This is a genomic window from Paenibacillus sp. Aloe-11, from assembly GCF_000245715.1.
In the GTDB taxonomy this organism is placed as follows: Bacteria; Bacillota; Bacilli; order Paenibacillales; family Paenibacillaceae; genus Paenibacillus; species Paenibacillus kribbensis.
Window position 1 is genome coordinate 73,455 of the sequence record NZ_JH601043.1, and the last position, 17,766, is coordinate 91,220.

Annotated in this window: 18 protein-coding genes and 2 pseudogenes; 7 read left to right on the top strand and 13 right to left on the bottom strand. The window is 48.6% G+C overall.

Annotated elements, in window-relative coordinates; genetic code table 11:
* From WG8_RS27770 to WG8_RS02485, 3 genes and pseudogenes are all read right to left on the bottom strand, one after another.
* Positions 1-230: pseudogene (locus tag WG8_RS27770) on the bottom strand (FGGY family carbohydrate kinase); the annotation flags it as partial.
* Positions 231-270: 40 nt separating this feature from the next.
* Positions 271-402 (bottom strand): annotated as a pseudogene (locus tag WG8_RS26180) (GntT/GntP/DsdX family permease); the annotation flags it as partial.
* Between the two features lie 157 nt (positions 403-559).
* On the bottom strand, positions 560-1,255 hold the full coding sequence (locus WG8_RS02485; RefSeq protein ID WP_007428494.1) for a GntR family transcriptional regulator: 696 nt from the start codon (positions 1,253-1,255) through the stop codon (positions 560-562).
* 192 nt (positions 1,256-1,447) lie between these two features.
* On the opposite strand from WG8_RS02485, the gene map reads away from it, so the two are divergent.
* Positions 1,448-2,194 carry a type I methionyl aminopeptidase gene (gene map, locus WG8_RS02490; RefSeq protein WP_007428495.1) on the top strand — a complete coding sequence of 249 codons (747 nt, stop codon included), beginning with the start codon at positions 1,448-1,450 and terminating at the stop codon, positions 2,192-2,194.
* Between the two features lie 166 nt (positions 2,195-2,360).
* Here map and WG8_RS02495 read toward each other — a convergent pair whose 3' ends face one another.
* Positions 2,361-2,840, bottom strand: a complete 480-nt coding sequence (locus WG8_RS02495; protein WP_007428496.1) for a CcdC family protein — start codon at positions 2,838-2,840, stop codon at positions 2,361-2,363.
* Positions 2,841-3,008: 168 nt separating this feature from the next.
* Positions 3,009-3,485: a disulfide oxidoreductase gene (locus WG8_RS02500; RefSeq protein ID WP_007428497.1), complete on the bottom strand. Its 477-nt coding sequence runs from the start codon at positions 3,483-3,485 to the stop codon at positions 3,009-3,011.
* A gap of 236 nt (positions 3,486-3,721) precedes the next feature.
* Here WG8_RS02500 and WG8_RS02505 point away from each other — a divergent pair, with 236 nt between their 5' ends.
* On the top strand, positions 3,722-4,348 hold the full coding sequence (locus tag WG8_RS02505; protein ID WP_007428498.1) for a nitroreductase family protein: 627 nt from the start codon (positions 3,722-3,724) through the stop codon (positions 4,346-4,348).
* Positions 4,349-4,438: 90 nt separating this feature from the next.
* On the opposite strand, the gene mprF is transcribed toward WG8_RS02505, so the two are convergent.
* The gene (gene mprF, locus WG8_RS02510; RefSeq protein WP_043890708.1) at positions 4,439-7,081 is read right to left on the bottom strand and encodes a bifunctional lysylphosphatidylglycerol flippase/synthetase MprF; all 2,643 of its coding nucleotides are present in this window, start codon (positions 7,079-7,081) and stop codon (positions 4,439-4,441) included.
* A 176-nt stretch (positions 7,082-7,257) separates the two neighbouring features.
* On the opposite strand from mprF, the gene WG8_RS02515 reads away from it, so the two are divergent.
* On the top strand, positions 7,258-8,019 hold the full coding sequence (locus tag WG8_RS02515) for an AAA family ATPase (RefSeq protein ID WP_007428500.1): 762 nt from the start codon (positions 7,258-7,260) through the stop codon (positions 8,017-8,019).
* A gap of 263 nt (positions 8,020-8,282) precedes the next feature.
* The gene (locus tag WG8_RS02520) at positions 8,283-9,485 is read left to right on the top strand and encodes an MFS transporter (RefSeq protein WP_007428501.1); all 1,203 of its coding nucleotides are present in this window, start codon (positions 8,283-8,285) and stop codon (positions 9,483-9,485) included.
* A gap of 66 nt (positions 9,486-9,551) precedes the next feature.
* On the opposite strand, the gene bioC is transcribed toward WG8_RS02520, so the two are convergent.
* From bioC to bioA, 5 genes are read right to left on the bottom strand one after another with little or no spacing between them, the layout of a single operon-like run.
* Positions 9,552-10,418, bottom strand: a complete 867-nt coding sequence (gene bioC / locus WG8_RS02525) for a malonyl-ACP O-methyltransferase BioC (RefSeq protein ID WP_007428502.1) — start codon at positions 10,416-10,418, stop codon at positions 9,552-9,554.
* Positions 10,408-11,139, bottom strand: coding sequence for an alpha/beta fold hydrolase (locus WG8_RS02530; protein ID WP_007428503.1), 732 nt, complete (start codon positions 11,137-11,139; stop codon positions 10,408-10,410). The genes bioC and WG8_RS02530 overlap by 11 nt, the downstream gene beginning before the upstream one ends.
* Positions 11,136-12,305, bottom strand: a complete 1,170-nt coding sequence (gene bioF, locus WG8_RS02535) for an 8-amino-7-oxononanoate synthase (RefSeq protein WP_007428504.1) — start codon at positions 12,303-12,305, stop codon at positions 11,136-11,138. The genes WG8_RS02530 and bioF overlap by 4 nt, the downstream gene beginning before the upstream one ends.
* Entirely contained in the window at positions 12,289-13,059 is a 771-nt protein-coding gene (gene bioD / locus WG8_RS02540; protein ID WP_043890710.1) for a dethiobiotin synthase, read from the bottom strand. Before bioD ends, bioF begins: the two co-directional genes overlap by 17 nt.
* Entirely contained in the window at positions 13,056-14,423 is a 1,368-nt protein-coding gene (gene bioA / locus WG8_RS02545; RefSeq protein WP_007428506.1) for an adenosylmethionine--8-amino-7-oxononanoate transaminase, read from the bottom strand. Before bioA ends, bioD begins: the two co-directional genes overlap by 4 nt.
* A 167-nt stretch (positions 14,424-14,590) precedes the next feature.
* On the opposite strand from bioA, the gene WG8_RS26985 reads away from it, so the two are divergent.
* Positions 14,591-14,767: a lactonase family protein gene (locus WG8_RS26985; RefSeq protein WP_232289037.1), complete on the top strand. Its 177-nt coding sequence runs from the start codon at positions 14,591-14,593 to the stop codon at positions 14,765-14,767.
* Positions 14,768-14,851: 84 nt separating this feature from the next.
* Here WG8_RS26985 and WG8_RS02550 read toward each other — a convergent pair whose 3' ends face one another.
* Positions 14,852-15,808, bottom strand: coding sequence for an ArsR/SmtB family transcription factor (locus tag WG8_RS02550; RefSeq protein WP_007428508.1), 957 nt, complete (start codon positions 15,806-15,808; stop codon positions 14,852-14,854).
* A gap of 237 nt (positions 15,809-16,045) precedes the next feature.
* On the bottom strand, positions 16,046-17,005 hold the full coding sequence (locus WG8_RS02555; protein ID WP_007428509.1) for a flagellar export protein FliJ: 960 nt from the start codon (positions 17,003-17,005) through the stop codon (positions 16,046-16,048).
* A 143-nt stretch (positions 17,006-17,148) separates the two neighbouring features.
* Between WG8_RS02555 and WG8_RS02560 the strand changes: the two genes are divergently transcribed.
* Both WG8_RS02560 and WG8_RS27775 read left to right on the top strand, forming a co-directional pair.
* Positions 17,149-17,328, top strand: coding sequence for a hypothetical protein (locus WG8_RS02560; RefSeq protein WP_007428510.1), 180 nt, complete (start codon positions 17,149-17,151; stop codon positions 17,326-17,328).
* 81 nt (positions 17,329-17,409) lie between these two features.
* Positions 17,410-17,766, top strand: a 357-nt coding sequence (locus WG8_RS27775) for an NAD(P)-dependent oxidoreductase (RefSeq protein WP_007428511.1), incomplete at its 3' end; no start/stop codon positions are given.

Genomic DNA, 17,766 nt, shown 5'->3' on the forward strand with positions numbered 1-17,766 from the left:
AAGAGCACATGCCCGGCTGGGACTCCGCTCTGTTTCATGACCTCTTGCACCGTCGTCACCACGGCTTTGAAAATGTCCTCCGGGTCCTGCTCCGCCGCATCCGGCTCAGGTGTATGCAGCGGATAGCCTACATGATGCTGGGCGGCAATATTGCCGTTTTCCTCAAAAAGCACTGCTTTGGTACTGGTCGTACCGATATCGACGCCGATCATATATCGGGTGTCTGCCATAGTCAATCTCCCCTTCACTTACCGTTATTAGCTATTATCGTTAAATTAACACACTCAGCAGCATAATCAAACCGAAAGCAACCAGGGAGAGAATGGTTTCCATAACGGTCCATGATTTTAGAGTCTGCGGAACGGACATGTTGAAAAATTCCTTGATCATCCAAAAGCCGGCATGCCTTCATGCCCAGGCATCCCGTTAACCAGTGCCTCCTTATTCATTCGTGTGCAGTTATATGTATACCTGTCGACAACTTCAATTGGAAGAAGAACCGCGCCTGCTAAAAACGCGTAAAGCGCGGTGCATCGGCTCTTTGTCACGTATGTACAAACTAGGACCGTGCTTTGTGATAAGGAGACAGCACGCTGTCGTTAACCGCGTTGCGAGTATCTCGATAATGATCCTCAATAAACTCGAATAGCTCCTGCGCGTCACCCTGATTTAAGGCGTTTGCAAAGGTGCGATGTTTGTGAATCGTAACTTGGGATTCTTCAATGTTGGACGCAAAGCGTTGTTCTGTGGCAGCCAGCATAACCGTCAGGATCAGCTGTCTCATTCCATTCCAGGTATGAAGAATACGGGTATGGCCTGCCTCCAGAACCAAGGCTTCATGGAAATTAAAGTCCTGAAGAGAAAATTCGACGACATCTTGGTGCTTGAGAGCGACTTCCATTTTGTCGATCATTCGGTTTAAAGCGGTCACCAATCCGGTATTATCACTATGTACATACCTTTGTACAACAAAATGCTCAATCAGCTTTCTTACGTCGAACAGTTCCTCCATATCAGCGGGGGTCATGCCGATGACAATCGCTCCCATGCGCTCCAAACGGAGAAGGCCTTCACTTGCAAGTACCTTCAAAGCTTCGCGTACAGGAGAACGACTTGTGCCAAAATCGGCAGCAATCTGGTTCTCAGACAGCACGGTGCCGGGGGGCTGTATGCCGCGTATAATTTGGAGCCGGAGTTCGCAAGCAATCCTTTCCCCAAGTGTTGCACCCTGTAACCAGGTTGTTGGATATTTCATAGGATACTCCTATCTTGGAAATGATTTTGCATCCTTGTATACAAGTTACGGGTATTATATACCCAATTTAAGATACTTGTAAACGGTATCATCGGACATTGGTTCCATTTCGCTGCTTTTAGCGTTACAATAGAAGCAGCAAAAGGAAGTAGTGAAAAGTGGAACGAACACGGAAAAGAAGGAGACCGTTTAATGATTATCATTAAAACTAAAGAACAAATTGAAAATATGAAAAAAGCTGGCGAGATTTTGGCTGCTTGTCACCGGGAAATTGCCAAAATGATCAAGCCGGGTATTACAACACTGGAAATTGACGCCTTTGCGGAATCATTCATGAAAAAGCATGGTGCAACGCCGGAGCAAAAGGGCTATAACGGCTACCAGTTTGCAACTTGCGGATCACCTAACGATGTGATTTGCCATGGCTTTCCGAACAAGACGCCGTTGAAGGACGGAGATATCGTAACCATCGATATGGTTGTGAACCTGAACGGCTGGCTGGCGGATTCTGCTTGGTCGTATGCAGTGGGTAACGTGTCTGAGCAGGCACAGAAGCTGCTGGACGTCACCAAAGAATCTCTGTACAAAGGGATTGAGCAGGCGGTTATCGGTAACCGGATTGGGGACATTTCCCATGCGATTCAAACTTATGCAGAAGCAGAAGGCTTCTCGGTCGTACGCGAATTTATTGGGCATGGCATCGGGGAAGAAATGCATGAGCAACCACAGGTTCCGCATTATGGACCACCGCATCGCGGGCCGCGCCTGAAAGAAGGCATGGTCATTACGATTGAACCGATGCTCAACACAGGCACATACCGCAGTAAAATTGATGCGGACGGCTGGACCGCACGTACGCTGGACGGCGGTTTGTCGGCGCAGTACGAGCACACGCTGGCTATTACAGCGGACGGCCCGATTATTTTGACCCAGCAATAAGAAGAGACAGCAACCGGCAGCGTACAGCACATGCTGCCCAGCTGCCCCAACTAAACCAAAAGACCAAAAAGGCACGGCTCCTGCTGGGGGAATGTGTCTTTTTGGTCTATACAGCAACATGCCATGATGCATGTAGGTTCCTGTTGGTCAGATGCAGGCTTACGTCTCAGCTCGAAACAAATTCGCGATATTGAAAATACATACGCAGCCGCCAGTGCAGCAAGGTCCCGAAGGCTAATATAAAGAATAGCCCTGCTGTCTGCGGAATAGTGATGTAATGCTGAATAAACTCATGCAGCAGCAGCCGGACGATCAGCAGGCTGATCAGGATAAAAAAGAAGGCCCGCGAACGTTGTACGTAAACCTTCCCTTCTTGAAGTTCAAACTTGGTACTGCGGATCAGCGGATAGGAAAAAATAAACCAGCCGATCAGAAAAGCGCCAAGTGCCCAAAGCCAGGGAACCCGTATCTCTGGCACGACAAACATCATAAAGCCGGTGCTCATGCCGAGTGGAGGGATGATGATCTTTTTGGCGTTAATAGGACGGTGACCTGTCTTCATGCGGATAAAAATTGCCGAAATAGCGATTAGGATCATGCCGAAGGTCGCGCCATATTGCAGAAATGGGGTGCTGATATGAAACATGAACTGGGCCCCCTCTATAAGGAATGTAAGCGTTATTGGACAGACTGCAAACCTCTATCATTATAACACATATGTAATGGATATAATTAGTCACAGTCTTTCCTCCGGCAAGCGGATTATACGCCTCAAGGGTGGTGCCTGACCCCTATAATCGGGTCACTATCATGTTTATGCGAGAACCTTGGCTTGTACCTCTCCCTGAGCTGATTTTTTCTCCTGACGCATGATATATCCCATCGCTGCAATAATAAGGATAAAGGCAATGAGTGCGAGAAAAGGAATGGTGATAAAATCAAGCCAGTTCAGGTAATCCTGTTCACAGGATACTCTGCCGCAGGAGGTTGAGGCTTGCGTAGCTGCTTTGGCGGCTGCATGGATACGCTGAATCGTAAAATGATAGGCTGCAATCGCGCCTCCAATGATAGCCAGCGGCATGACATAACGGCGTATTCCCGTATCTCCCCGAAAATAAGCGATCCCGAGCAAAAGGGTCAGGGGATACATCAGAATGCGCTGAAACCAGCACAGCTTGCAGGGCTCATACCCCAAAATTTCGCTGAGGTACAGACTGCCTAATGTAGCCACACAAGCTACAACCCAGGCGGCAAACAAAGCAATATCCGTTTTTTTAAATGATCCAATCATAGTAGCGCTCCTTTTTCATCAAATAAGAACCAATAAACTCATTATGTCTTGTCCGATCGGCGGGCATCTACCGATATGAATGTCTTACTCGTATTTTACTGCATTTTGAGTGAAGGGTCATCATCCTTAAACATATTGACATCATTCACTATCATTTTTATAATTGCAGTAGTTTGGGAAGTTAATGAGTATTCAAGTTAGATATATAATATGAAAACATTAGGAGTGTGCCCACAATGTCGAGCATCCAAAAGAACGAAACACTTTCTGTTATTAGTGAAAGACACGCGGTGAAAAGCTATGTGAAGGATTTTAAATTGCCGGAGGGTGATCTGGAGACTATTTTGACAGCTGCTATTGAAGCCCCTTCTGCTTGGAACCTTCAACACTGGAAATTCCTCGTGATCGAAAGCGAAGCGGACAAGCAAAAATTGCTGCCTATCGCCTACAACCAAGGTCAAGTTGCAGAAAGCTCCGTAACGATTGCCGTGTTGGGCGATTTGGAAGCAAACCGTAACACAGTCATTTATGATCAAGCGGTAGAAGCAGGCACATTGCCAGCAGAAATTCGTGATGCCTTGGTGGGTCAAATCAATGGTGCATACCAAAATCCGCAAGTAGCTCGCGATGCAGCGATCCTGAATTCTTCTTTGGCGGCACAAAACATTATGCTGGCTGCTAAATCTCTTGGTTATGACACTTGCGCTATGGGTGGATTTATTCCAGCACAACTGATCGAGCAATTCAACATTCCTGCACGTTACCTGCCAGTCATGCTTATTAGCGTAGGCAAGGCACAAGTTCCAGCACGTCCATCAGGACGTTTTCCACTGTCCGAAGTAGTTGTAAAAGGCAGTTTCTAAGAATCCTTTCTAAATCAAAAGGTGTTCCTGCAACCGTTGTTGGGAACACCTTTTTTATGTCGGGTTTTGCTGTTGTCAGCATGCTTTCGTTTAGTCGGAGCGTTTGGATACCAGATATACCAGATCCAGTGTCAGGATTGGCAAAAAGACGGAAGCCGGATAGGCCAGATAGCGTGGCTCCCACTGCGGCTTGAACTTATCCTTAAAGCGTCGAAGCCCCTGAAAGCCGTAGAAATGTCCCCCGTATTGAAACACGAGTCTGGCCAGCTTTTCCTCGCGCAGTGCCTTTTCACTTTGTCCTACCTGAGACAGCGGTGCCATGCCGAGATTAAAGGTCGTATACCCGTTCTCCTTGGCCCACTCAATGACCCGTGTGAATAAGTAGTCCATCGTGCCATTCGGCGTGTCAGGCAGGTGGCGCATCAGGTCAATGGAAACCGTCCGTCCATGATCATAGGCAGGGGCCATTGTAGCAAAGGCGATAACCTTTCCTTCGGGGGCCTTTAACAGTGCAATTGGTGCTAGCTGAAGATAAGGTTCTTTGAACCAGCCGAGTGAATACCCCTTTTCCTTGCGTCCGTCCAGCCAGATGTTAGAAATATGACGCAGTTCCTCCATGAGTGACGATTCTAGGGGCGGCTGAATCATTTCGAACGAGTAGCCCTCGCGGTCAAAGCGGTTTTTGGCGCTGCGCAGCGCCTGGTTGCTTTTGCCTGTCAGTGTAAAGGACTCCAGTGGCACCAGCGCTTCCTCGCCCAGCTTGAAAAAGCGATAGCCGTTCTCGTGATAGATGGACAAATACTCCGGTGATGCCTGATAAAATACAGCCGTCAACGCATACCGATCTGCGAAGCGTTGGAATTCCTGAATCGCTTTACTCACATGCTCTTTTGAACCGAGCGGGTCGCCCAATACAATCAGCTTGTCCCGGCTGCGAGCATAGGGAATAACCACTTCTTCGTTCTTGGTCCAATACAGATACTTATCCCCAAGAAAAAGCATATGAGAAACGAGATTGCCGCCCTGCCGATCCAAAAATTCTTTTAGCTTATCCAACTCCTGCGTATCGGGCAGATTACCGATTATGCGTTGCGGTCTGAGGAAGAAATACACCGTCAGGAACACCCATGCCAAAATCAAACTGAACACGGCAGTAACCCCGTAATCACTACGGTTCATAAAAAAATCCAGATGAACCTTGGCATGCAGATGGCGCATAAACGGAGTATTGGAGCCTGCTCCAATCATAAAATAAGCCCCGGTTACGAGGAGAGATAACCCGCCCCATATGAAAATGTTGTGCCGATTCAGCGGTGCACTGACCCGATAAAACCGTGAACGCGAAATCCACAGCATTAATGCCACGAACAACAGGAACAAGGCTTCTTCAAAATCCAGGCCTTTGATGAAGGTGAAAATAGCGCCCGCCAACAGCAGAATCAATGTCAATCGCAATGCTCTGCGAATACGCAGAGATATCCCGTGGGACAGGACGACAAGCATAATCCCGATGATAACCGAGATTTCGTGCGATAGGCGCATGACAGGCAGACTGAGCAAATGCTCGGCAAAACGAAGCCGATATAACAGGCCGGGCGTAGCCGCCGACAAAAGAAGCACAACGCCGGAGATGAGTACCAGCTTGCCAAGCGCCCATACCCCCAGATCGGCCAAAAACCGGAACTGACCAGGCCAGCCCCATACCTTCTGCCAGGCATTGAGGGAGTAATCCCAACCTGTCTCGGCCAGTTGGCTCAAGCGCTCGTTGCGCGGAATCATCTCCAGTGCGGCCAGGACCAGGCCGATCAGCCACGGAATGATGAAATAAAAGACGCGAAAGACCAATAGCACAGCCAGGGCCCGATCTGGATTGGCACCCGCCAATTGCAGTCCAAGCAGGGCAATGATGTCGAAAGCACCGACCCCTCCGGGTGCGAGACTGATAAGTCCGGCTATCGCGGCAATGACATAAATGCCGAACACAGCACTGATTGGCAGTTCATGGAGCAAGTATGAGCCGATCCATGCAAAGGTAAGTCCGGCCAGCAGCCATTCCAGCAGCGAAGCGCCAATGGAGGCGGAGATCGTGGACCAGGAGAGCCGGCCTTCTCCCTTATTGAACCATTTGGCGTAACGCTTGGATCGTTGAAGGATCAGAAACAGCGGCAGGTACAACGCCATTCCCCATAGCGCCCAATGAAGCCATGGATGAGCATCTACTACAGGCTGGACCGGATACAGATGGATAATGGCTCCCCAAGCCAGTAAAGACAACCCTGTAATGACGATAGGCGAAAGGAATACGACCGCAGAAGTAATGACACCCAGCGGCACGCCACTTTTTTTGTACAGCACAGTGCGTAGTCCCGCGCCTGTAAAGCCTGCAAAGCCAAAGACATTATTAAAGGTATTGGCGATCCAGGCGTACCGAAATGTCGTTCCAGGCTTGACCTGAAGCTTGAAATGATGCCTGATCACGTAATCGTATGCGCTCATGGCCGCCACGGCTGCCAGTGAGAACAAACCGATTTCGATGAGGAACGCGGCATCCATTCGCCGCAGCTCATGCAGCATACGCGCCAGATTGAAGCTTTTCAGCTCCCGTCCAGCCTCCCATATAATAAAAGCCAGTACAGCCAGCGGTAGCAAAATACGCGTCATTCGCTGCCTGTAGATGGTTATTATGAACTGTACGATTTTAAAGGATTGGATTGGTTTGTGATTTGGATTCATCGATTCACCTGCCTGAAAAATAATAAAATTTACCCTACTATATATTATACCTGTATTTACCGCTTGAATAACAACAGAAGGGTTACGAAAATGGGATTTCAGATTGATTGCTGTAAATCATTCCAATATAATGATGGAATGCCTAGTAAATTGCTTGGAAATGGAGCTGAACTGGAATGAGTATATGGGATCGCAATCTTTTTATACGTCGATTGGAGCTGTTGTTGCCTCCAGATGCTGACACGAGCCAATATCCTTTTAACTTAAAGGCTCTTCACCAGTGGAATGAACTCAAGTTCCATCCTTCCGTTACTTATATCGTTGGAGAAAATGGTGTGGGTAAATCGACGCTTATGGAGGCAATCGCAGTCGCTTGGGGATTTAATGCAGAGGGTGGCACCAAAAATTTTAATTTTTCTACACAGGTCACACATTCCTCGCTGCATGAGCATATCCGGCTGGTAAGAGGGGTAGACAAGCCAAGGGATGGCTTCTTTTTCCGGGCGGAGAGCTACTATAATGTGGCGACTCATATTGATGAGCTGGATCGAGAAGGAAGAGGTCGACCCATTCGAGAGTCCTACGGGGGGAAGTCGCTGCATGAGCAGTCGCATGGCGAGTCTTTTTTTGCTGCATTTGTGCATCGTTTTGGCGGACACGGGCTGTATATTCTGGATGAGCCGGAAGCCGCATTATCGCCTTTGCGCCAGATGGCCATGCTTGCACGGATTCACGAACTTGTACAGCAGGGCTCACAGTTTATCATTTCTACGCATTCCCCGATTTTGATGGCCTATCCCGACTCTGTCCTGTATCATCTGACACATGAAGGAATCGATACCCGGACGCTGGAGGAAACCGATCATTTCGTCATCATGAAGCAATTTTTGAACAACAAGGAAAAGATGCTGCATGAGCTATTCGAGGATTCCCAATAAGGAACTGATACTGAGGAGCATATTCGCTTGATAAGTAGGAAACTGGATGAGTTCAAATCTCAATGTGGATATTCGACGGATACCATTTCTGAATGCACAGGCTCCTTTTTGCTGTCCTGCCAAAGGAAAGATTCAGGGCTAACGAAAGTATTTTATGATTGTTATTTGTCTCTCGCTCTATTAATATAGTTTTGTTGATAAAATAGCTGCAAAATAAGATTTTCGCATGCGAAATAAAGAGGCTGAGGAGGACAAAACGCAACATGTCAGATTCACAACAGTTGAAAATGGGACCGCTGGTCATTTTGATGATTAATATGTTTATTGCCATGCTGGGAATTGGGCTTATCATCCCGATCCTTCCCAAATTTATGAATTCCTTGGGAGGCAGCGGTGAAACGGGAGGCTACCTGGTTGCCGTGTTTGGCTTGACCCAGTTTCTGTTTTCACCGTTAGCTGGAGAATGGTCCGATAAATACGGACGTAAAAAAATGATTATTATCGGTTTGGCAATCATGACGGTGTCTTCTGTATTATTTGCTATTGGACACTCGTTGACGATGCTGTATATTTCCCGTTTGCTGGGAGGAGCGGGGGCCGCCTTTATGATTCCTCCGATGATGGCTTATATTGCCGACATTACAACGGTACACAATCGCGGCAGAGGAATGGGTTTGCTGGGCGCCGCCATGTCTCTTGGCTTTGTTATTGGCCCTGGTGTGGGCGGCTTTCTGGCGGATATCTCAATGCGCACGCCATTATATGTTTCGGCCTGCGTATCGGGCTTGGCTGCGCTGATCTCATTGATTTTGCTGCCCGAAACCTTGTCGCTCGAGAAGCAGTTGAAATTTCGGAATGTTAAGGTCAAGCGCGATAATGTGATTAAGCAGTTTGCACTTTCTTTTCGCAAACCGTATTTTATGCTGCTGATTATGATATTCACGCTCACCTTTGGGCTAACGCATTTTGAAACCATGTTCCCTTTCTTCGTAACGGGCAAGTTCCATTACAATGAGCGTGATATTGCCATCATCATTACAGTAGGTGCATTGGTCGGAACAGTGATTCAGGCTGTGGTCATCAGTCCGTTGTTAAATCGTTTTGGTGAAAAAAGTGTTATTATAGGCTCCTTTCTGTTTTCTGCGATTTCCCTCGTGCTTATGCTGCTCTCCGGTAACTTTTATTATGTACTCGGGGTTTCCCTTATCTTCTTTACCGCCACGTCGCTACTGCGACCAGCCATTAATACCGCTTTATCCAAAATGGCGGGAGATGAGCAGGGCGTTGCAGCCGGGATGAACAATGCCTATATGAGTATCGGTAATATTCTGGGACCTGCGCTGGCGGGTACGTTGTTCAAGGTGCATATCAATTTGCCTTACATTTTCGGGGCAGCCATTCTCATTCTTAGCTTGGGGCTGGCTTTAAAATGGAACAGCAGAGGTACGCAAACCACAGCGGTGTAGTATTATTGAAAAACAGGACGTTTCTTGAACGAAACGGTCCTGTTTTTTTATTTGTATCCTTAAAGATCAATGAGTTTTTGATGCCTGAATAAATACAATATCATAAGTCGCTGCAACACCTTCCGGCGTACTAAAACGATTTTCATACTCTTTATACAGGCTGGTGAACAGACGTCGCGATCCGAGACTGTGGGAAATAACGGCTTCTGAAGTGCTAGCTCCCAGCGCTTTTACAGATAATAGAAAATCCCTTGGTGAAGCGTATTCTTCCGTTAACAGCTTACATTTATATTGAATATTGGAGAAACCAGCTGTTGTTAATGAATCTTTCCATTGATTTGCAGATTGAAACGTGAGTCCGTGCCTCTGGGGCACCATACCTTTAGCACGGTAAACTTCTTCAAAAGCTGTATGCAACTCGTGGAAGGTACGAGGCCCGAAGGTCGCGAATGCGAGTATCCCTCCGGGGCGAAGCAGTCGGTAAAGGTAATTCAGTGTTTGCTGCGGCTGGCTCAACCATTGGAAACAAGCACTGGAAACGATGAGATCGAACGAAGAGGCAGGAGTGTGAGCTGCCCACTTTTCGACATCAGCAAGTAAAAAGCGAATATCAGAAGAAGGCCTATCGTTCGAGCCTACAGGGTTTGCAGTACCCAGCACACGCTGTTCAGCGGCCAGAAGCATTGCAGGCGCAATATCCAGTGCAGTAATAGACGAGTGCGGCCATCTGTTCACCAAAATTTCAGTTAGAATACCGGTGCCGCATCCGATCTCAAGCATGCCGAGTTTATTGGAATCATCAACATTTGCCTGTTGCATAAGAAATTCCGCAAGCATGTCCGCCATGGTGCGCTGCACATGGGCATGAGTATCATACAATTCTGCTGCGCTGCGGTTAAATTGCCGTGCAATCGCTGCTTTTCTACTGATCATGCCACCAACTCCTAATTGATTCAGCTATAGATGCCTCCCTGCCCACAAACGGAGCATGTCCGCTATCGGGTATGGCTAGTAGTTTTGCCTGAGGCAATTGCATGAGCAGCTCCTCTGCCGCCTCGTAAGGACAAATCTGATCTTCGGTGCCGTGTATAAGAAGAACTGGACAATGAATGGTCGGAAGTCGAGAGAGACACTCCACATGACGGAGAGTTTCAAGCCCCGCGATGAGTGCCGGAGTTGTCCAGTTGCCTACGAGGGAACGATGATTCCTGATATCCGACGCTGTTTCCAGGTCCGTAAACATCATCTGACTGAATTTGCTCTCTATAGCCTGTCGATCTCTTTGGAGTCCGGTGATCATCTGCCTGACATAGGCGTCTCCCCAGCCGCGATTCTGTTGTTCTTTGGGACGAGTAAACCTGGCTGTTGCTGAAAAAAGCACAAGTCCATCTGCCAGCTTCTGATCCGCGAGTTTCAATGCCAATAACCCGCCCAGTGACCAGCCTCCTATCAGAAAAGGACCAGAGCCTGAGGAAAGCAGACCTTTCGCTGCCGTTTCGGTCAAATGCAGCATCTCCTCAGAGGAAGCAGCAGCGCTGTAATCTACAGAAGCATGATGAAAATCAGGGAGAAGCCCGCGCAGCCGATCAAAGACCTGATTTGACATACTCCACCCGGTTAGCCACAGGATAGTGCCACTTAATTGTGACCTCATGATTCCAAAACCCCCAGTTGAAGTCCTAGCCTGCAAATTTTCGTAACGGCATCTGCTAACTCCTCCAGGGAATGTGCAGCCGATAAAGAGAAGCGAATTCGCGCAGTCCCCTCGGGTACTGTTGGAGGACGAATGGCTATCGCCGCAATACCTTCGTTTTCCAGAGCACTGCTAAATTGCAGAGCCTTATGATTATGGCCTAGCACCAAAGGTACAATTGCAGAATCGCCGTTGCCGATATTAAAACCTGCTTCACATAATGAGGAGCGAAAAAATTCGCTTGCCGCGAACAGCCGCTCACGACGCCAGTGTTCTGTTTGTATCAGCTTTAATGCTTGGGCAGCCCCCGCTATAAGAGAAGGGGGGAGTGCCGTTGAATAGATAAGCGGCCTCGCCTTATTCATCAGCCATCTGATGAGTGTCTCACTCCCACAAACATAAGCTCCGTAGATGCCAAACGATTTGCTGAGTGTTCCCATGTGAATATCCACATCATTTTTTACTCCGAGTGCAAAGGTCAATCCTTCGCCACGTGGACCGTAAACCCCTCCGCTGTGTGCCTCGTCCACCATCAGCAGGGCATTAAACTCCCGTTTGAGCGCAATAAGGTCGTGCAAGCGCGCCTGATCACCATCCATGGAAAAGACTGCGTCCGTCACGATCAGCTTCCGTCGTTTATCACGAAATTTATGCAATAAGGCATGCAAATGCTCCATATCGTTATGGCGATACCGCGCATGCTCGGCGCGGCTCAAAATAATACCGTCGACGATGCTGGCATGGTTGAGCTGGTCGCTGAATACCACATCGCCACGGCCCACAAGCGCGCTAATGACACCAACATTGGCTGTATACCCGTTTGCGAAGACAAGTGCCGCATCACAGTTTTGCCATGCTGCCAACGCTTTTTCTAGCTGTGCATATGGCTGCCGATTGCCGGTTACAAGCCTGGAGGCGCCGGCTCCGGCTCCTTCCTTGAGGAGCGCATCACGCATCGCTTCAATAATGGCAGGATGCTGAGCAAGCCCCAGATAGTCATTCGAGGACAAGTCCAGTAGTGCTCGTCCGCCATGCATCACGTAACCAGGACTTTCGGGGATAGGGACATGGGTACGCAAGCGGCGTTCCATTGATGCGTGGTGTAATGCCTCAAGTTCTTTTTTCATCCAAAGGATGATCATCACCGCCTTGTAATGACAATGCTTGCCTGATCGGCGCTAATTGAATGTTTTTTCGAACAGAGTGGATAAGCATCTTGGTATTTGTCTTGTCATTAGCCTCGTTATATAGGTATGGAAAATGTCCAAGGACTTTTAGGCCGCCGCTGTATTGTTCGATGAGTTCTGCATTTGTCGCGGCACTTGGATCATCCAGGGCGTCAATACATTCGCTGTTGTTCATGATGATGCCTACAATCGGGATTCCGCGCTGCTGCAAGAAGGAAATGGTCAAAAGTGTATGATTGATTGTACCCAGACCGGATCTGGCCACGATCAGAACAGGTATATGAAGCATGGAAATCAGGTCAATCACCAGTGCGTCATCGGTCAGCGGTACAGCGACCCCACCCGCCCCTTCAATAAGCAGTGCTTGATAGCGCCCGATAAGTGGTTCTCCTGCGGCGATAATCTCCTTAAGACTAAGCGTCACACCAGCCTGCTTGGCGGCAAGCATTGGGGTCAGAGGTGCTTCGAATGTAAAAGGTGCTACAGCCTCCGGGCGTTCACAGATGCCTGTGCTTTGCAGCAGACGTTCGGCATCCGTTGCTCCGCTGCCAAGAAGACCGCCGGACTGCACTGGCTTCCAGACACCTGCATTCAGACCTTCTGCACGCAGCGTAGCGGCAAGGGCCGATGTCACAATGGTCTTTCCAACGCTGGTATCCGTACCGGTTATAAACATTCCCCGTAATGTACTCATATCGTTAATCCATTTTCGGTGACGTCTATAATAGATGCTGCCAAAATATCCGTCATAGCATTCAACTCATCCTCTGTACTGGCAAGAGGAGGGATAAATACGACAACATTGCCAAGCGGTCTTGTGAGCATTCCAAGTTCTCTTGCACGCTCGGCAGCGCGAACGCCGATCCGATCTTCCCAGTCGTATGGCTCGCGTGAAGTCTTATCACGTACGAGTTCGATTCCGATCATCAGGCCCTTTTGCCGAATTTCACCGACATGCGGCCGTTCTTGAAGTGCCATAAGCTTTTGCTCGACCAATGAGGCCTTTGCTATTACGCCTGTTAGCATATCTTGCTCCTCGATTCGTCTTAGACTGGCCAAAGCAACGGCACAGCCAAGCGGGTTTCCAGTAAAGGAGTGCCCGTGGAAAAATGTTTTTTGCTCTTGATAATCGGCATAGAAGGCATCGTATATCTCGTCAGTCGCAAGTGTCGCGGCGACGGGCAAGTAGCCGCCAGTGAGTCCTTTGCCGACAACCATCAGATCAGGCGCAACGCCTTCCAGATCGCAGGCAAACATGGCTCCTGTGCGACCGAAACCTGTTGCGACTTCGTCCGCGATGAGAAGTACTTGGTGTTTGCGGCAAAGCAAGGCCATTTCCCGCAAACAGCCTGGCGGCATGATGATCATTCCTGCCGCTCCCTGCACGATTGGCTCCACCATGAGAGCTGCTATTTCATCCCCGCGAGTCTCAAGCAAATGGCGTAAAGCGGTTATAGTAGACTCCATTGCACCCGCCGCGCCGCCTTCGTGGCGGTAGGCATAAGGATAAGGAATGACCTCTGTGGGAAACAACATCGGTCGGAACACATCATGATACAGGGGTATCGCGCCGACGCTGACTGCCCCGATGGTATCTCCATGGTACGCTTGCTTCATCGTAATAAATGTCTTTTTCTCATGTACTCCGCGGTTGTGCCAGTATTGAAACGCCATTTTGATTGCGATTTCGACACCAGTTGCTCCTGAATCGGAGTAAAATACTTTGTTTAAACCCTTGGGGGTGATTCTCACCAGCTTCTCCGCCAGTTCGATGGCAGGTATATTCGCCATTCCAAGCAGTGTAGAGTGGGCGACCCGCTCTAACTGATCCGTGATCGCCTGATTGAGTTCCGGTACGTTATGACCGTGTACATTCAGCCAAACAGAAGAGAATCCGTCATAATATGATCGGCCCTGGATGTCATACAGTTTGACACCTTGACCACGTTCAATAATAAGAGGGTCCGACTTGTTGTAATCTTTCATTTGAGTAAAGGGAAGCCATAAGTGCGCCTTATTCATGGCGGCGAGACGTTCATAGTGCGTAATGATCACCATCCTTCGCCAATCTATTATTTTAATTGTCAACCTATCTGAATTTATTATGGTTGACAATTAACTTTAACAATATAACAAAACAAAAAGTTTGTGTAAAGAGAATCAAAGTGCACTATGGAGTCGATTATGGGTAATAATGCAAGACAACGCAGCAATCGGAGGGAAGCGTGAGCGGAATGGATGAACGAAATGAGCAGTTATTTTATACAGGAACTTATGCATCTCGGGATGAAAGAGGGATTTATGTATGCGCTTTGGATATAGAAGACGGTGATCTGCGCATCATTGGCGGGGTGGAGGGGATTGAACGGCCGATAGCCACAGAACATCGAAAGAGAGCATAGGAAAACACGGCGCTTGCTTCCATGAAAAGCATGGGGCAAAACGCCGTGTTCCAGGTCTTGAAACGGTCTGAAATGGCTCGACAGCTATTTTCCGGCTTCGCCAGCTTCTACCGCTGCTGTTTTGGTGTGGCTTTCGGCAGGTTTGTAGTACAAGCGGAACAGAATATCCTGGTTGTAGTTACCGAATCCGGTACCAAACAGGGTTACCCCTCCAATATGCTGGGCATCATCCAGTATGGCAATACGGAACTTCCATTGCTTCTGATCAATCAGCACTTGGCTTAGAGTCACATCGGATATCTGCTTGCCGTCCATAAAGGTACCCTCGGACGTAATGCGAAGTCTTTTGAGCAGACCGTATTGATTGATGAAATCTGGCCACCATGCGGGTGTGTATTTACCACGGTTGTCCCCGAAATCTCCTGGGCTGGTCCAAGTCCCCAGATTGACATCATTCAGAAAAAAAGTAATGTCTGAAGGCCAGTTATCATTGGTAAAAGGCGCCTCGGACGATAGCTCCATCGAAATTTCCAGCTCCTCGGCCTTTTGGCTGGACAGCAGGAAATTGGGTACCTTATAATCCATATATCCCTGGCTAAACCACAGGATCTTGGAATTGAAGCGCTCAGGGTCCAGGAATGAACGAGGCTCGTCGAATTCTCCGATGATTTTTTCGACGGTAGCTAGTCCACAGGTTGGTTGAATTTCAAAATCCGTAAAGTGTCCGACGGAAATTTCCGTCTGATGAAATTGCCGCACATCCTGCTGATAGCGTGGCATGGCGATCTCAATTTTGTCCGTAGCCAGCGAGCACACCTTCTGAACTCCACCACGTCCGGGCAGCATTTTAGTCGAAATAATGGACGCTCTCTCCAGCTTTTTGACATGCATGGTCATGATCGCACTGCTAAGTCCCAGCGCTTCCGCCAACTCGCGTATATTCATAGGCTTTTCCGCAAGCAGAACAATCATATTCAGCCGAACCTCACTGGCCAGCGCTTCATATACGGGAAGTGATTTTTCAGAAATGTCCAGTTGCATAGTTCCTCCAATTCTAACGTACATCAAATGATGGTAGTTTAACATATATGGATTTCTTTCAATATTCATACATAAAAAACGATATGATTTACATTTATATAAACAATATACCCTTTCCTTGATTGCTGGCACAAGCCTAACCCCTCAAAAAGCCCAAAATTGTTCAAAAAACAGGACACCCCTAAAGCCATTCGCTGTTTGTTTGGGATGTCCTGATGATGGTATGTGGTTTGAAGGTTAATATCGGGTATGTTCTTCTGTCAAAGAAGGGTCAGACGTTCTATCTTTGTCTGCCACATGCCCACCTTGCTGAGATGAATCAGCCTTCATCAGACCGGGATGACCGACATAAGGACGATCACTCCGTGAGCGGCCTCGAGTGAGTCGGAAGCCGAGCAAAAACAGCACAAGCTGCACAGCCAGTATGTAAGGAGAAGCCTCCGGTCCGATCCATTGAAACAGTGCGACAGCGGATATCACCATAGACAACAGGCTTGTTGGAAAATGGGAAGCCGTTACGTCCAGATCATTTTGCCTGCGTAGGGTCATCAGCCGATATGCATACAGCAGCGCGATCAAACCGGATACAAATCTCATCCATGTACATCCTATAAGCCAGTAGGCAGATGGCGTAGTATTGGACAGACTGCTATCGACATTGCTGTACGATGCCAATTCCACAAGCAGCCTTGAGACCAGCCAGATCATCCCGGTCAGCGCCAACGGGCCGGCTGCCGGACGAAGCAGCTTCCATAAAGCTGTCCCCCAGCCTGGAGCATGTGACTCCAGCAAGACAAGCCGTCGTTCCTCGATCAATTTGTTCATTTCGCGTTCCAGGGATTTGAGTAGCAATTCTCTGCGGAAAGCATCGCATTCCCGGAGGGATGCCTGCACCTGCTCCTGCAAGTGAGGAGTCAAATAGGGAGCAGCCTTCGCCTCCTGAAGAGCATGAATCAGTTCGTTCGGGTATTGCTGCTTTTCGTTGCTGCTGTCCAGGGCAGCGGTTTGGAGGCAGCCTGCTAATCGTCCGTAGATGCGCAGGGACTCCTGTAATTCATTCAGTCGCTGCTGACGAGAATTTCGAAGCTGGACTGCACTGCGAACGTACAGCCATACCAGCAAGGACAACGCCAGCAGTAAGGCAATCAGACCGGGTGAGATATATGCGGCTAAGGCCGCGAAGTCCGTCGGGGACACCCGCAATCCCTCCTTCCATTGTTCTTCCTACACTATTGCACAGACCGCACAGGCATTTCAAGGGCTGTCTGTGTCTGACCAAGATATATAAAGTATTTTTTGGTAAAATAGACGAGATTACAAGCAGGGAGAGGAGATTCAGCATGACATCGAATCAACCGTACGGACAGCTTCGCGTGGAACACGCCATTCCATCCGCCCAGGAGTATCGAGCGTTACGCAAGGAGGCTGGCTTGACGCAAATTACGGAAGAAGCGGCAGCCAAGGGCCTTCCGAACAGTTTGTTTGCCGTGACACTGCGGCTTGGGCAGGAATTGATTTAGGCAACTGAAATCAAATTTTGCGAAATACTAATAGTGCGAAATACTAATAATAAGTAAATTACAGGAAGAGGGCAAGCTCATATGAAAGTTATTATTTTCGGAGCAACAGGAACGATTGGTCAGGCGTTAGTGAAGGAAGCGATCAAGCGCAAGTATGAGGTAACGGCGGCAGTACGTGATCCGCAGCGGGTGACGGAGCAAAGCGAATATTTGGCGGTCGTTCAAGCGGACATTCTAAATCCGAATTCAGTTACAGAGGTGGCGAAAGGACACGATGCTATCATTAGCGCCTACGGTCCCACATTTGGAGCGGAAGAAGAATTGCTTGAGGCAACCCGGTCTTTATTGGAAGGCACTCGGCGTTCCGGTGCGGAGCGCATCCTCGTGGTTGGCGGAGCCGGAAGCCTGATAACAGAAAACGGTGAACGCCTGATGGAT

Bases quoted from the DNA above. Each gene is read 5' to 3' on its own strand.
- WG8_RS02560 (WP_007428510.1), top strand. From the start codon at position 17,149: ATGACATCGAATCAACCGTACGGACAGCTTCGCGTGGAACACGCCATT.
- WG8_RS02520 (WP_007428501.1), top strand. From the start codon at position 8,283: ATGTCAGATTCACAACAGTTGAAAATGGGACCGCTGGTCATTTTGATG.
- WG8_RS02530 (WP_007428503.1), bottom strand. From the start codon at position 11,139: ATGAGGTCACAATTAAGTGGCACTATCCTGTGGCTAACCGGGTGGAGT.
- WG8_RS02485 (WP_007428494.1), bottom strand. From the start codon at position 1,255: ATGAAATATCCAACAACCTGGTTACAGGGTGCAACACTTGGGGAAAGG.
- WG8_RS02515 (WP_007428500.1), top strand. From the start codon at position 7,258: ATGAGTATATGGGATCGCAATCTTTTTATACGTCGATTGGAGCTGTTG.
- WG8_RS02495 (WP_007428496.1), bottom strand. From the start codon at position 2,840: ATGTTTCATATCAGCACCCCATTTCTGCAATATGGCGCGACCTTCGGC.
- mprF (WP_043890708.1), bottom strand. From the start codon at position 7,081: ATGAATCCAAATCACAAACCAATCCAATCCTTTAAAATCGTACAGTTC.
- bioA (WP_007428506.1), bottom strand. From the start codon at position 14,423: ATGGTGATCATTACGCACTATGAACGTCTCGCCGCCATGAATAAGGCG.
- WG8_RS02505 (WP_007428498.1), top strand. From the start codon at position 3,722: ATGTCGAGCATCCAAAAGAACGAAACACTTTCTGTTATTAGTGAAAGA.
- WG8_RS02500 (WP_007428497.1), bottom strand. From the start codon at position 3,485: ATGATTGGATCATTTAAAAAAACGGATATTGCTTTGTTTGCCGCCTGG.
- bioD (WP_043890710.1), bottom strand. From the start codon at position 13,059: ATGAGTACATTACGGGGAATGTTTATAACCGGTACGGATACCAGCGTT.
- map (WP_007428495.1), top strand. From the start codon at position 1,448: ATGATTATCATTAAAACTAAAGAACAAATTGAAAATATGAAAAAAGCT.
- bioC (WP_007428502.1), bottom strand. From the start codon at position 10,418: ATGATCAGTAGAAAAGCAGCGATTGCACGGCAATTTAACCGCAGCGCA.
- bioF (WP_007428504.1), bottom strand. From the start codon at position 12,305: ATGAAAAAAGAACTTGAGGCATTACACCACGCATCAATGGAACGCCGC.
- WG8_RS02550 (WP_007428508.1), bottom strand. From the start codon at position 15,808: ATGCAACTGGACATTTCTGAAAAATCACTTCCCGTATATGAAGCGCTG.